This is a genomic window from Ponticaulis sp. (assembly GCF_029210165.1).
In the GTDB taxonomy this organism is placed as follows: domain Bacteria; phylum Pseudomonadota; class Alphaproteobacteria; order Caulobacterales; family Hyphomonadaceae; genus Ponticaulis.
Genome location: NZ_JARGNT010000001.1, coordinates 2,219,803 through 2,233,750, shown reverse-complemented (window position 1 = coordinate 2,233,750; position 13,948 = coordinate 2,219,803). Strand labels below are relative to the sequence as shown.

The window sequence follows — 13,948 nt, the reverse complement described above, 5'->3', positions numbered from 1 at the left end:
GCGGCTTTTTTGTTAGTTTATTCCGATCAGTTTAGCGCTCTTTCGGGTCGACCGCGTCACGCACGCCGTCACCGATGAAGTTCAGGCAAAGCAGCGTTACCGCCATAACCACTGCCGGGAACAGAAGGAGCCACGGGCTGGAAGACATTTGCTGCTTACCGTTGGAAATCAGAACGCCAAGTGATGTCAGCGGCTCATTAATGCCCAGGCCGATAAAGCTGAGGAAGCTCTCCAGCAGAATGACCTGCGGAATAATCAACGTCATATAGACGACCACAGGGCCGATAATATTCGGCACGATATGGCGGGCAATGATCGCGCTCTGGGAAACGCCGGATGCACGGGCCGCTTCGATAAATTCGCGGTTCTTCAAAGACAATGTCTGACCGCGCACAATACGCGACATGGTCAGCCATTCGACCGCACCAATCGCGATAAAGATCAGATAGATGTTCCGCCCAAACACAGTGGTCAGCAGGATCACGAAGAAAATGAACGGGATCGCATAGAGCGCATCAACGATACGCATCATGATGCCGTCAGTCCGGCCACCGAAATAGCCTGCAACTGTGCCCCATGTCACACCAATGACCAGGCTGACAAATGTCGCCAGAACACCAACTGCCAGAGACACCTGATAGCCAACTAGAAGACGGATGAACTGGTCGCGGCCTAGCGTGTCTGTCCCCATGATATGAAGGTGTTCAAATGTCGGCGACCAACCTACACGATCGCGATAGAGCGTTTCATATTCGTGTGGCCAGAATAGCGGCAAGATCAGCGCGCAAGCCGTAAACAGGCCCAGCACGATCATAGCGGCTACAGCAGCTCTGTTACGGAACAAGCGCGCACGGGCATCATCCCATAGCGAGCGACCAGCGACTGCGGCAGCTTCCAGCGCCGCGTCGTTCTGAGGGTTACGCATCCCGATCATCAGTACTTCACCCTCGGATCCAGAATTGCATAGAGGACGTCAGCCACCAGGTTCATCAGAAGGATCAGCGTCGCAAACAGAATGACCACGCCCATAACCAGCGTGTAGTCCCGGTTCAACGCACCATCGATGAAGAAGCTACCAATGCCGGGAAGGCTAAAGACACGTTCGATCACGAGAGAACCGGTCACAACGCCTACGGAGGCAGGGCCGATATAGCTGACGAGAGGCAGAACTGCGATTGGCAGAGCATGCTTCAAAATAATCTCGCGCTCCGGTACACCCTTGGAACGCGCGGTGCGGATATGGTTAGACCGCATCGCCTCGATCATGCTGCCGCGCATAATCCGGGAAATGCCCGCGATATAATAGAGTGACAATGTGATGACCGGCAAAGTGATCGTGTATGGCGTCATGCGCCCCAGATCGAGCCCGCCGGGCGCAAAGATTGGTATCCACACCCCGAACACCAGAGCCGCGACAGGACCAACCACATAGGACGGAATGGAAATGCCCAGCGTGGCCACCCCCATCAGTCCGTAATCCACCGCAGAGTTTTGTTTCAACCCCGAAATAATCCCGAGACCACCGCCAACGACAAAGGCGAAAAACATTGCGAGGCCGCCAATCGTCGCGCTGACAGGCAAACCTTCGCCGATCAGCTCGGATACGGTCTTATCCTTGTTACGGAGAGACGGGCCGAAATCACCGCGCGCCACATCTCCCAGATAAGTGAGATATTGCTCGTGCAGAGGACGATCATGACCATAAACGGCGAGAATCTGCGCTTCGACCGCTGGCTCCAGGCGGCGGTCATTACTGAACGGGCTGCCTGGCGCGGCGCGCATCATGAAGAAGGCGACCGTGATCACGACAAACAGCGTCGGGATCGCGATCAGCAGCCGTTTCAGAATGAAAGGCAGAGAAATACGTGAGAGAAATCGAGGCACGATGAAACTTGGTACTCCACTCAGATTTTCGGACAGCTGATTAATACGCCCAGCCGGGATTCCGTGAGCGGCCTATCTGGCATGGGTTTACCTTGATCGACAAGACTGGCATCAGGATTTCCGCAGATAACACTCATGTGGAGGTCAGATCGTGCACAATTTTCGTAAGATTACCGATCATTTTTACGCCGCGCCTCAAATCGAACCAGACGAAATCGATGCCGCAGCCAGCGAAGGCTTCGCAGCCATCATCATGAATCGCCCCGATGGCGAGACACCTGACCAGCCAGCAACCGCACTGATCAAAGATCGCGCAGATGCAAACAAGCTACCCTTCGTTCACATTCCGATCACAGCGCCACCACAAATGAGCGATGTAAAAGCGACGCTGGAAGTCCTCAAAGCCCATGAAGGTCAGAAAGTGCTCGCCTTTTGTCGTTCCGGCACACGCTCAACAACTCTTTGGGCGTATGCCGTCGCACTGGATAAGGCGATGCCCGTCGATGATATCCTGACCGCGGCTATGAATGGCGGCTATGATTTGTCACCGCACCGACCAGCGCTCGAAGCGCTTTTTGCACTGTAAAGATTGCACCTTTATCCAGCTGGGATATGAATGGTGACAGAGGGGATGCTCGTGGCAGACGGAGCTGAACTCGGTGTTGCCATCGCCTGCACCACGGCAAGGCCAATGAGAGCCGCGGCAAACGGACGGATCACGCGAAAGAAAACAGGTGTGATTTTGTCTGTCACGAGAATGTCCCATTCTGGCTTTAACGAAAGATGCGATTGCATCTACGCAAAGCCTGCGCCAAAGACGCTGAAAAAGCGCAACGCGTATAAGTAGAGTACATAGCAGCGCAAAGCTGCCGACGGGAAAACGGGTATGAGTAAGAACTGGCTTTCAGACTTTAAAATTCAGGATGGCGGCGTCCTGGTGAAAAAGACAGGGCACACCGTTCCCTTCAATCTCGGTCTGGTAAACGACATCCTGACATGGATGAGCTTCTACTCGCTCGCGCAAGGCTGGCGCATATGGCAGCGCATCCAGGGCCATCGTGCGCCGCGAATCGCTTTTCTGCCTGATCAGCCACGTCCGTGGTATTTCATCTGGCCTGTCATGCATGCCGCCGGTGCGATCATCGAGAAAGACGTCAACAAAGCTGACGTGATCTTTCACTTTGATGATTCGACCCTTTGCGATGCCGATAAGCCTGAAGTCTCCCATCCGGTAAAATTCATCAATTTCGGTTGCAATGACGTTTCCAAGTCTCTGGTCGCATCCACTTTCACCCGCGTTGCGGGCTATGATCTGGCCGTTGATCCGTCCGACTATGACGGGCTCATGGTTGAAAAGTCCGAGATCAACGCAGCCCATGACGGCCGCATCGTTCAGGGGCCGATGGAGCCGATTGAAGGCAAGAGCTATCAACGCCTCGTCGATAACTCCATTGAAGGCGATCTGGTAGAAGATCTGCGTACGACACTGGTCGGCGGGGAGCCGACAATCGTCTTCCGCAAACGCCGCCCGCTGAGCCGCCGCTTCCTCAATGAAAACACCGATGTGACTCTCACCTCCCCGCAAGCTGTCTTCTCTGCGGAAGAAATTGAGGTCATCAAGAACTTTGCAACCGAGCTCGGCCTCGACTGGGGCGGTGTGGATGTACTGCGCGACAAGCGTGACGGCCGCATCTATATTGTTGACGCCAACAAGACCGATATGGGCCCGCCTGTTGCCATGCCGCTCGGCCAGAAACTGCGCTCTACACGTTACATGGCACGTAAATTCCGTGCATCATACGGACCGAAATAAACTCGAAACACTTTGAAAGGGGGCCTTATGGCTGGCCAGATCCCGTTTGTCCGAGACATGGACTTTGACTATGGCGCCGTCACAGAGATCAGCCCCCTCGTCCGTCGTGTGATTGCCAATAATCCCGGCCCGTTCACCTTTACTGGCACCGGCGTCTATATCGTCGGCCGCGGCACCGTCGCGGTCATCGACCCCGGCCCATACACAGAAGAACACTTCGAAGCACTGAAAAAGGCGCTCCAGGGCGAGACGATAAGCCATGTGATCGTCACCCACCATCATATGGACCACTCTCCGCTTGCCCATCCGCTCGCCGAGTGGGCAGGCTGCAAGGTCTATGGCAAACCAGCCCCTCGACACGAAGAATCTGCTGTGCAGATGGATGCCGGTTCCGACCATGGTTTCAAACCAAATGTCGAGCTGAATGATGGCGACGTTCTGGAAGGTTTGGGCTGGACGCTGGAAACGATAGAAACTCCGGGACACACATCGAACCATCTCTGCTTTGCCCTGAAAGAAGAAAATGCGCTGTTCTCGGGCGATCATATTATGGGCTGGTCAACGACGGTGATATCTCCGCCGGACGGCGATATGCGCGACTATTTCGAAAGTCTCGATAAAGTCCGTGCACGCGGCTTCGACACGCTCATCCCGACGCATGGTCCACCGATCACGAACGATGTGGATGGATTTATTGGGGCTTACATTACCCATCGCCGCGCACGTGAGGCCTCAATCCTCGAACGCCTGAAGGCAGGCGATACAACCATTCCCGACATGGTGAAGGTAATCTATGCAGACGTGGACTCGCGCCTGCATCCAGCGGCCTGCCACTCAGTGCTCGGCCATATGATCCATCTGGTGAAAGACGGGCATGTGTCAGTCACTGGCTCCATGGACGTGTCCGGCACCTATACTCTCTCGCAATAAAAAACGCGGCCCCGAAAGGCCGCGTTTCGATTTTCTGAACTGTGCTGTCGCTTAGGACGGCATGTCCGCAACATCCAGCTTGCTGGACAGGCTTTCCAGAATAGCGCTGATGCGAGCGGCATTTGCACCAAGGTCGGAACGACCAACACGGGACACAGAGCGTACGTCCACCTGACTACCTTCGCCCTGCGGACGGATACGGATCGCGACGTCATCTTTGAAGCCGTACCAGGTAGACGTGTAAGTCGCTTCCAGAACGCCCGCGTCCTCGTCTGCCGTTACGATCTCCATGCCCATCTCATCGAGCGTGGAATAAGCAGCAGAATAGGTCACGTCAGCCGGTGCACGCAGAATAAGTGAGCGGATTTCCGGATAGGCTTCAGCTTGAGCTTCTGACACTAGGCGTTCGTTATCACCGCTGCCAAATGTAGGCGCGTCGAGCACAGGGTTAGCCCCTTCACGCAGTTCCATCATTTCATCAGAGAACTGAATCGGATCGGACCAATCCGTCTGGATATCATGGATTGGCGGCACACTTTGCGCATTCATTCGGAAGCCCTGCATGCGACCGAGAACAAGACCTGCAATAAGAATTGCCGCTAGCGACAGAATGACGATTTTGACGCGCGGCGCTTTAATCAGGCCAAGCACTGTCAGCACGATACCGGCACCGCCAATGCCCATTGCAAGCTTAGGCCCCCACTCGACCGTCATTGTGCTCAAAGCGGTTCCAAGATCCCACAAGCCGTATTTATAGCCGAGGCCAGCAGCCATGAACCAGAACGGCAGCAAGATCGCCAGAAACAGCACCAGCCATGCGAGCCCGAGGCGAATACCGCCCTTACTCTTAGAATTGCTCATTTTATAACTCCACTCCCGAGATTGAGAGAGTCATAGCGCAGGAATCAGGCTTGTCACGCAATGTTTCTCCCCTTCCCCGAAGGAACTGGGGCGTAGGTGAACAAGGTCAATAGGAAACAAAATCAGCCAAACGGCGCATCAATCGACGGCGCAAATTCGCTGAACAGGCGTGGACCATCCTCCGTCATATAGAGGCAGTCTTCGAGGCGAACTCCGAATTCGCCAAAGATATAAATCCCCGGCTCGTTAGAAAAACACATGCCCGGCGCAAGCGGTGTGTCCTCGCCCATAACGAAGTTTACAGGTTCGTGCCCATCGAGGCCAATGCCATGGCCGAGACGGTGGGAAAGGCCCGGCGTCTGATAGCCCGGCCCGTAGCCTTCGCGCTCATAAAAAGCACGTACGGTAGCATCCACCTGCCCTGCTGGCGTCCCGATTTGAGCACTCTCAAGCGCCAGCTCCTGCCCGCGTTTCACCGTGTTCCAGACCTGACGCTGCTTCGCTGTCGGCTCACCGAACACCCATGTACGCGAAATGTCGGACTCATAATCATGCACACCGCAGCCGCAATCCATCAGAATGACCGCCCCCTCGCGCACTTCCTGCGCTGAACCCGTACCATGCGGATACGCGCTCGCCTCGTTCAGCAGGACCATTGAGAACTCGACATTGCCGCCAAGCCTGCGCGTGGTTTCGCTCATCAGGTTAGAGATATCGAACTGGCTCATTCCCAGTTCGACACGCGGGTAGATATGCCGGTAAGCCGCCAGCGTGATGTTGTTGGCTGTCTGCATCAGAGCCAGTTCGGCAGGCGATTTGAACATGCGAACGCCTCGGGTGACGCTCATACCCGACACCATTTCAAAAGACGGCGCCGCCTGCGCGATCCCGTCTGAAATGAAGTGACGCACCGTCTCTTCAATCGCGACCTTCAGGCCGGCATCACTCAGAATTCCAGCGACCAGCGCGAACGGGCTTTCATGCTCGTGCCAGGTGCGCACGTCGACGTCTACTTTTACGCTTTCGCGGACGGACGGCTCTTCAAAGTAAGGAGTGACAACTGTTGGCGTGCCCTCGGCAGGGATCACCACACCCGTAAAACGTTCCGATCGCCACCAGCGAATACCGGTAAAGTAGACAAGCGCAGAGCCTGCCTCCAGCACGAGCGCATCAATGCCCTGCTGCTGCATCAGCACCTGCGCTCTTGCGATACGCGCCTCATGCTCCAGCGGAGAGATGGGTTGCGCGCCTGCTGCCATCGCTGTCAGCTCGTCGTCGCGGGCGGATGCGATTTGAGGCGCGATCAGGCCCGTCAAACCTGCAGCCAGTCCTAATTGTCCGAAACGGCGTCTGGAAAGTGTCACGCAAGGATCTCCGCTGCTGAGATAATATCAGATCGGGCGCGGATCAGCCCCGCCCGACAAATGGCATGTTCGTCGCCATTACAGTCATAGAAAGTATGTTTGCCTCAAGAGGCAAATTCGCCATGTGCAGCACAGAACTCGCAACGTCCTCGACGGCCATGGTCGGCTCCGGCTTCAGGCTACCATCTGCCTGCGGTACACCTTTTGCCATGCGAACGGTCATTTCTGTCGCTGCGTTGCCGATATCAATCTGGCTACAGGCAATTGAATATGGGCGACCGTCCAGAGCGAGTGATTTGGTGAGGCCCGTGACAGCGTGTTTGGTGGCGTTGTAAGGCGTGGCACCGGGACGCGGCGTCATGGCAGAGATCGAACCGTTATTGATGATCCGTCCACCTTGCGGCGACTGCTGGCGCATGTGCCGAAACGCGGACCGTGCGCACCAAAACATGCCATTCAGGTTTACATTCACCACAGAGAGCCATGTCTCAGGCGAAATCTCGTCAATCGTGGCCGGAAACGCGCCCCGACCAGCATTATTGAAAAGCACATCAAGCCGCCCTGCCGATTCGACAAATTTATCGAACGCGGCATCGACGGCTTCATGATCGGTTACATCGCACTCAAGTGCATGCGCATTGGGATGACCGGCAGCCATTTCCGCCAGAGAATCCCCGCGACGCGCCAGAAGCCCGACAGTCCAGCCCTGCTCAAGGAAGAGCTGCGCGGTGGCTTTACCAATCCCCGCACTGGCTCCTGTAATCAGAATGGATTTCACGTCAGGCTCCGACACAAACGGCGTCCTGCTTACGCAGTTGGCAGTTTGTAGTCTTTGAACATGTCACGAAGGGCAAGCTTGTTGATTTTGCCGGTCGCGCCGAGAGGAATAGCCTCAACAAACGCAACATCATCCGGCGTCCACCATTTGGCGATTTTGCCTTCGAGCTGCTTCAGCATCTCTTCCTTCGTCGCTTCTTCGCCTTCATGGAGCTGAATGATCAGAAGCGGCCGCTCATCCCATTTCGGGTGATAAATGCCGATAGCGGCAGCGTTAGCGACCTTCGGGTGACCGACAGCAATGTTCTCAATGTCGATGGAAGAAATCCATTCGCCACCGGATTTAATCACGTCTTTCGCGCGGTCGGTGATCTGCATATAGCCATGCTGATCAAGGTGCGCGACGTCGCCTGTATCGAAGAAGCCGTTCTCATCAAGGACAGAACCACCATCGGCGCCAGCACCTTTGAAGTAGGTATCGACAACCGCGCAGCCACGTACGAGCAGGTGACCAGAGCTCTCGCCATCGCGCGGCAGCTCATTGCCATCATCATCAACAACTTTCAGCTCGACACCAAACGGCATACGGCCTTGTTTGAGCTTGTACTCGACATGCTTGTCCCAGCCCTGATCGCGGATTTCCGGAACCAGCTGGCCAATCGTACCAAGCGGAGATGTTTCCGTCATACCCCATGCGTGAGCTGTATCGACGTCGAACTTCTCTTTGAACGCGCGCAGAATACGCTCAGGAACCGCTGAACCACCGATAACGACGCGATCCAGATCCGGCAGATCGAGATCATTTGCTTCAAGGTGCTGAAGCAGCATAAGCCAGACAGTCGGAACCGCAGCTGACATCGTCACTTTGTACTTGGTCAGAAGCTCATAGATGGACGCGCCATCCATCTGCGCACCCGGCATGATCATTTCAGCGCCAACAGCAGGACATGTGAATGTCAGGCCCCATGCGTTCGCGTGGAACATCGGAACGACTGGCAGCACCTTATCGAAGACCGTCACGCCAAGTGCGTCAGCCATGCCTGTGATGAAGGTGTGAAGCACGTTTGAGCGGTGAGAGTAGAGAACGCCCTTCGGATTACCCGTCGTGCCGGAAGTGTAGCAGAGGCCGCACGGCGTTGTCTCAGGGAAATCGCCCCAGACGCAGTCCTGAGACTGGCCTGCGATGTAATCTTCATAAGGAACAGCGTTACGAAGTTTCGTGTCAGGCATATGCTCTGCGTCACAGAAAATGACGAAACGCTCGATGGTTTTCATCTGGTCCTGAACCGCTTCAAGCAGAGGCACAAAGGTCAGATCTACGAAGAGAATTTTGTCTTCAGCGTCATTTGCAATCCAGGCGATCTGCTCAGGGTGCAGACGCGGATTGATAGTGTGAAGCACAGAACCGATGCCCATAGCGCCAAACCATGTTTCCATGTGGCGTGCTGTATTCCATGCGAGCGTTGCAACGCGGTCGTGCAGCTTGATGCCGTCACCTTTCAGCGCGTTGGAAACCTGCTTCGCACGGTCGTGAATTTCTGCGTATGTCGTCTCGACAATCGGGCCCTCAACCGAGCGCGAAATAACACGGCGGTGACCGTGATTGGCTTTAGCGTGCTCGATAACCTTGTTTACGGTTAGCGGCCAATCCTGCATTTTGCCGATTAGGCTCATCGTCCTCTCCCTGACGTTCGAATAGCGTGTTCTTAGTATGATGACGCATGTGTCATCTTTTTTGGGTATTAAGAAGCGTCAAACGAACAAAAAGTGCAACCCGGCAGCACTGAATATTTTCCATGTCACAAATATTCGTTAGAGAGAGGCCGCAATATACATCGCCAAGGCCCTCTGATCATGTTTAAAAACGCTGCACTACCGCTATTCACCGCAACTTTCCTGCTGACAGGCTGCTTCGGTGAAGTAGAATCGCCTGATGTCTCTTCTGTTGATCCGGTCGAGGTAGAGCAGAGCTCTGAAGAGGCAACAGCAACACCAGTCGCCGCCCGACCGTCCCTGCCGGAAATCTTCGACTGCCTGCGCGAGAATAATGGTACGGCCATCGCTGCACATCGCGGCGGCCCGTATGAGTTCTATCCTGAGAATGCCATCGAGACGCTTCAATATGGCTATGATAATGATGTGCGCGTCTTTGAGATCGACATCGCCGAAAGTCAGGATGGCGTGCTCTTCCTTATGCATGACCGCACCCTCACCCGCACCACCACCATGCAAGGCGCCGTGGCAGAGTATGACTGGTCTGAAATCAGCCGGGCAACGCTGGTCGACAATTTCGGCAATGAGACCGGCTATGCCATCCCTACTCTGGAAGACGCTCTGACCTGGGCTGTCGCGAGCGGGGCTATTCTGGAACTCGACAAAAAGCCGACCACCAGCTTCCGAAACATTATTGAAGCCGTCCGCGCGGCAGGCGCAGAGAATAACGTCATCATGATCTCCTATGATGACCGTCAGGCCGCTGAAATCGCGCGCATCGCGCCAGAGCTGATGATGACAGCCAGCGCATTTGGCGCGCGTGATATCAATACACTCCTCGACCTTGGCGTTCAGCAGCCTCAGCTTATCGCCTGGACCGGAACACGTGATCCGGATTTTGCGGCATGGGAACGCGTTCTGGATGAAGGCGTGGAAGCGGCATTCGGTACGTTGGGGCGTTCGGGTGAACGCCTGGATGATGAGTACATGGCGGATGGAGACGGATCTGAATTTCAGGAACTGGTCGACGCCGGCCTGACGCTTATTGCAACAGATGTTCCGCTTGAAGTCGCAGAGGCGATTGATGGTGACGACATCGCCCGCGAACAGTGTGGGCTCTAGGCTGGCCGAATTGATCACCAGTCCCTGCGCGTGCGGGGACCGGTGGGCGCCTGGCTATCTCGCCTGACGCTCGCGCCGTTCGGCTTTGCGCTCCATCTCGGCCATATAAGCGTCGACAAATTCTTCGAACGTCATTTCGGGCTTTGGTTCGCCATCTGGTTCTTGTTGCTCCGCAGCTAGCAAATCAAAGAACTCATCTGCATCTATCGGCGAAGGGTTTTGGCGGTATTCTTCAAGAAGTGCGGCACCGGTTGGCGTGCCTGAATGCGCATAAACATGTACGATCCGCCATTCAGTGTCCCGATAGACCCAGTCATACTGCGGTCCGGTAGCGAGGTTGAGATCTCGGTCTCCCACAATAACCCCGGTCGCAATCAGGCGCTCGGCATTCGCGATTTGAATGTTCGCCGGTAAACACTGAAAAACGATCTCACGCGATGCCAGCACACCAGACGCGCGGTGCTGGTAGACTGAAGGCGCATCAATCGCGAGGTCTGCCGAGCCTGCAGAATAGCGCATAGGCTCATACACGTCCCAATTCGGGTCGTCAGCCGGAGATCGAAATTCCGAAGATCCCAAATAAATTGGCTTTATGCTTACGAATGGACTGCTCAGCAGCACTGAGTCGACAAATCGGGATGCCGGATGCTGCGGACTATAATACGACCAGAGGGTCAGCCAGTGCGCGATAAAGAACAGAGCCAACAACACGTTCACCGTTCCGAGGCTGAAATCCATCCAACCGAAACGTTTATCCAGAATACCGCCCAGCATGACCATAAGCTGAGCGACGAAAAGAAGCCCACCGACAATCATGAACCACTCAATGCCGGAAATATCCTGATCCGGTAGCCGTCCCGTGAATAAGAGCGGATCGCACATCTCGTGCACAATAATATGAATGCTGATAATCCGGCCGATAACGGCGAAACTTACAGCGACAAGAAACAGACACAGTGTTGCGCTGATAAGCGGTTTCTTGCGTGATTTACTCAACAACCGTGAATACCGGTTCACTCTTTTCATAAACTAAAACTATAGCGCGCAACACTGACGGTAAAGCAAATTGTACGCGCTTCACTCATGCATTGCATGGCGCTTTCGCGACAGAACCATTCACTCCTCTCTTGCCAATTGCGCAGGAACTCACGGATAAGGTGCGCAACTAAACAGCAAGCTCAGGGGAGACAGTCATGGAACCATATCGCGAACTCAGCCGGTCCATCAAAGGCAAAACAGCAATCGTAACTGGTGCCGCATCCGGCATGGGGCGCGCAACGGCGCATCTCTTCGCACGCGAAGGCGCAAACGTCGTCGTCACCGACCTGTCTCAGGAAAAAGTCGACATCGTCGTTGAAGAGATCAAAGCCGCTGGCATTGATCAGGTGTTTGGCCTTGCCCTCGACGTAGGCGACCATGGCGCAATCAAGTCTACGGTCGCCGCGACTGTGGAACGCTTTGGCGGTCTGGACATCGTCGTGAACAATGCAGGCTTTGCCCATCTCGTACCGTTCGAAGCAGACGAGTATGATGAAGTCTGGAACCGCTCCATCAATGTCATGCTGACAGCGCACCAGCGCATGGTTCGCGCGGCGCTGCCATACCTCGTCAAATCCGGCGAAGGCCGTGTTGTGAACATCGCCTCTACCGAAGGCCTCGGCGCGACCGCGCTGAACTCACCTTACGTCGCCGCGAAGCACGGTGTTATCGGCCTCACCAAGGCTATGGCTGTCGAACTCAGTGCGAAAGGCATCACGGTAAATGCCGTCTGCCCGGGGCCGATCCACACTGGTATCACCGAAGGTATTCAGGATGATCACAAAACAATCTTCGCCAAGCGCCGTGTTCCGCTGCGTCGCTATGGCTATCCTGAAGAAGTGGCGAACATCACGCTTAACTGTGTGCTGCCAGCGTCTTCCTTCATGAATGGAGTTGCGATCCGCGTAGATGGTGGCCAGCTGGCACGTAACGCGTAACAGACGCGAAATTTAATGATCAGCCACCTGTTATGCTCCGGCATGCTGGGTTAGCGTCCGGTCAGGGAGACGTTTTCAGGTGGCTTTTCAAACATTCATACTGGTGGGCACGATTGCTATCGCCGCCGTTTCGGACATGCCGAAGGCCGGTCCCGTTTTACGAGACTTCTCCAATGATCCAGTCCGCCTGGTCATCTGTAATTTCGGTGATGAGGATTTCGCACACTCCCAGCTGAACCAGATCAACTGGGCTGGCTACGCAGAGCGACAAGTCACCGTGGCTGAATTCTCCGAGGCACGCGCAGCCACGCATGTCGCAACAGCGTTCGGCCCAATGAGTCAGGTCATGTCACTCAATCTGACAGGGCGTAAACGCGAGGCCCGCGAACAGGGGTGCAATCTGGAAACGAACGAGATCATATTGTTTGGCAAGTCCGGTCAGGTTGTGGCACGCTGGAATGACATTCTGGGCAATGATGACCTGTTTCAGCTCCTTGATTCAGATAAGTTCACTTCACCGTCATCCGGCATTGCCAACTGACAGCCCGAGGCCTAATGCCTCGCCTCTATGCGACACGATCATCACCGTCTGACCGGCCTCGGCTTTGCCATTATCGGCACCATTCTTTTCGGCGCAAAAGGGATTGTGCTGAAGCTCGCGCTTGATGAAAGCAGCACGGTGGAGCAGATGATGCTTCTTCGTATGGGCTTCTCGCTGCCTGCATTTCTGGCTGTCGGCTTCTTCTCCTTTCGAAAGCGTCTGGCCAGCACAAAGCTGCGAACGGTACTGCTCGCCGCGGGCCTTGGCATTATGAGCTACCATTTATGCACCTGGCTCGATTTTCAGGGGCTTCGCTACACCTCTGCACAGCTGGAACGCCTGATCCTCTTTACCTATCCTACGATTGTCGCGGTTCTGGCTGCGATCTTCCTGAAAGAAACACTGACAATCCGGCATATGATGGCACTCGCGCTCTCCTATGCTGGCGTTTTTCTTCTGTTCGGGCGCGAGTTCTCACAGCAGGGCGATCACATCATTTTCGGCAGCCTTCTCGTGTTCAGCGCGGCCATTCTGTTCGCGATCTACGTGACAGCGGCTAAACCGGTGATCAACGCACTCGGGTCAGCATTGTTCACCAGCATTGCCATGACAGCCGCCGGTGCAACCATCATGGCACATTCCAGTGTCGTAGTGATAAGTGGCGATATGCCGGACTTCACATGGCTGATTATTGCCTACGGCGTGCTCCTCGCAACCTTCTGCACAGTGCTGCCAAGCTTCATGCTTTCAGAAGCCATTGCCCGCCTTGGCTCAGGCCCGACAAGCGCCATTGGCAATGTCGGACCTGTCGCGACATCCATGCTGGCCGTCTTCGTTCTTGGAGAAAGCTTCGGCCTACCGCACCTTGGCGCGCTGATCCTCACATCGGTCGGGATTGGTCTACTGACCACAGGCAAACCGGCGGCAACAACTGGACAAGCCGCGCTGAATGCAGAAAAAGGCTGAC

The 13,948-nt window shown here is 55.2% G+C and carries 15 protein-coding genes; 7 read left to right on the top strand and 8 right to left on the bottom strand.

Translation table 11 applies throughout. The features are described from left to right. Window positions 1-31 precede the first annotated feature (31 nt). Both P1U45_RS10880 and P1U45_RS10875 read right to left on the bottom strand, forming a co-directional pair. Window positions 32-934: an ABC transporter permease subunit gene (locus P1U45_RS10880; protein WP_301059099.1), complete on the bottom strand. Its 903-nt coding sequence runs from the start codon at window positions 932-934 to the stop codon at window positions 32-34. Next, complete coding sequence (locus P1U45_RS10875) at window positions 934-1,884, bottom strand: ABC transporter permease subunit (RefSeq protein WP_293608574.1); 951 nt, start codon at window positions 1,882-1,884, stop codon at window positions 934-936. The genes P1U45_RS10880 and P1U45_RS10875 overlap by 1 nt, the downstream gene beginning before the upstream one ends. A 151-nt stretch (window positions 1,885-2,035) precedes the next feature. Here P1U45_RS10875 and P1U45_RS10870 point away from each other — a divergent pair, with 151 nt between their 5' ends. Continuing rightward, complete coding sequence (locus P1U45_RS10870) at window positions 2,036-2,470, top strand: TIGR01244 family sulfur transferase (RefSeq protein WP_301059098.1); 435 nt, start codon at window positions 2,036-2,038, stop codon at window positions 2,468-2,470. A gap of 11 nt (window positions 2,471-2,481) precedes the next feature. Here the strand turns inward: P1U45_RS10870 and P1U45_RS10865 are convergent, their stop codons facing one another. Continuing rightward, complete coding sequence (locus P1U45_RS10865; RefSeq protein WP_301059097.1) at window positions 2,482-2,637, bottom strand: hypothetical protein; 156 nt, start codon at window positions 2,635-2,637, stop codon at window positions 2,482-2,484. 133 nt (window positions 2,638-2,770) lie between these two features. On the opposite strand from P1U45_RS10865, the gene P1U45_RS10860 reads away from it, so the two are divergent. Beyond that, on the top strand, window positions 2,771-3,697 hold the full coding sequence (locus P1U45_RS10860; RefSeq protein ID WP_301059096.1) for a hypothetical protein: 927 nt from the start codon (window positions 2,771-2,773) through the stop codon (window positions 3,695-3,697). Between the two features lie 27 nt (window positions 3,698-3,724). Next, window positions 3,725-4,627, top strand: coding sequence for an MBL fold metallo-hydrolase (locus P1U45_RS10855; RefSeq protein WP_301059095.1), 903 nt, complete (start codon window positions 3,725-3,727; stop codon window positions 4,625-4,627). Between the two features lie 51 nt (window positions 4,628-4,678). Here the strand turns inward: P1U45_RS10855 and P1U45_RS10850 are convergent, their stop codons facing one another. From P1U45_RS10850 to P1U45_RS10835, 4 genes are all read right to left on the bottom strand, one after another. Continuing rightward, complete coding sequence (locus tag P1U45_RS10850; RefSeq protein WP_301059094.1) at window positions 4,679-5,488, bottom strand: DUF1499 domain-containing protein; 810 nt, start codon at window positions 5,486-5,488, stop codon at window positions 4,679-4,681. Window positions 5,489-5,610: 122 nt separating this feature from the next. After that, window positions 5,611-6,852: a Xaa-Pro peptidase family protein gene (locus P1U45_RS10845; protein ID WP_301059093.1), complete on the bottom strand. Its 1,242-nt coding sequence runs from the start codon at window positions 6,850-6,852 to the stop codon at window positions 5,611-5,613. 43 nt (window positions 6,853-6,895) lie between these two features. Further along, window positions 6,896-7,630 (bottom strand): SDR family oxidoreductase, encoded by a 735-nt coding sequence (locus tag P1U45_RS10840; protein ID WP_366144996.1) that lies wholly within the window; start codon window positions 7,628-7,630, stop codon window positions 6,896-6,898. Between the two features lie 29 nt (window positions 7,631-7,659). Next, window positions 7,660-9,303 (bottom strand): long-chain-fatty-acid--CoA ligase, encoded by a 1,644-nt coding sequence (locus P1U45_RS10835; RefSeq protein ID WP_293608566.1) that lies wholly within the window; start codon window positions 9,301-9,303, stop codon window positions 7,660-7,662. Between the two features lie 180 nt (window positions 9,304-9,483). Here P1U45_RS10835 and P1U45_RS10830 point away from each other — a divergent pair, with 180 nt between their 5' ends. Next, window positions 9,484-10,464, top strand: coding sequence for a glycerophosphodiester phosphodiesterase family protein (locus P1U45_RS10830; protein WP_301059091.1), 981 nt, complete (start codon window positions 9,484-9,486; stop codon window positions 10,462-10,464). Between the two features lie 54 nt (window positions 10,465-10,518). Here the strand turns inward: P1U45_RS10830 and P1U45_RS10825 are convergent, their stop codons facing one another. Further along, window positions 10,519-11,460, bottom strand: coding sequence for a hypothetical protein (locus tag P1U45_RS10825; RefSeq protein WP_301059090.1), 942 nt, complete (start codon window positions 11,458-11,460; stop codon window positions 10,519-10,521). 197 nt (window positions 11,461-11,657) lie between these two features. On the opposite strand from P1U45_RS10825, the gene P1U45_RS10820 reads away from it, so the two are divergent. The 3 genes from P1U45_RS10820 to P1U45_RS10810 all read left to right on the top strand — a co-directional run bounded on the left by P1U45_RS10820 (window position 11,658) and on the right by P1U45_RS10810 (window position 13,947). Then, a complete protein-coding gene (locus P1U45_RS10820) occupies window positions 11,658-12,440 on the top strand; it encodes an SDR family NAD(P)-dependent oxidoreductase (protein ID WP_301059089.1) in 783 nt (260 codons plus the stop codon). A gap of 79 nt (window positions 12,441-12,519) precedes the next feature. Beyond that, a complete protein-coding gene (locus tag P1U45_RS10815; RefSeq protein WP_301059088.1) occupies window positions 12,520-12,981 on the top strand; it encodes a hypothetical protein in 462 nt (153 codons plus the stop codon). A 27-nt stretch (window positions 12,982-13,008) separates the two neighbouring features. Continuing rightward, window positions 13,009-13,947, top strand: a complete 939-nt coding sequence (locus P1U45_RS10810; RefSeq protein WP_301059087.1) for a DMT family transporter — start codon at window positions 13,009-13,011, stop codon at window positions 13,945-13,947. Window position 13,948: the final 1 nt, after the last annotated feature.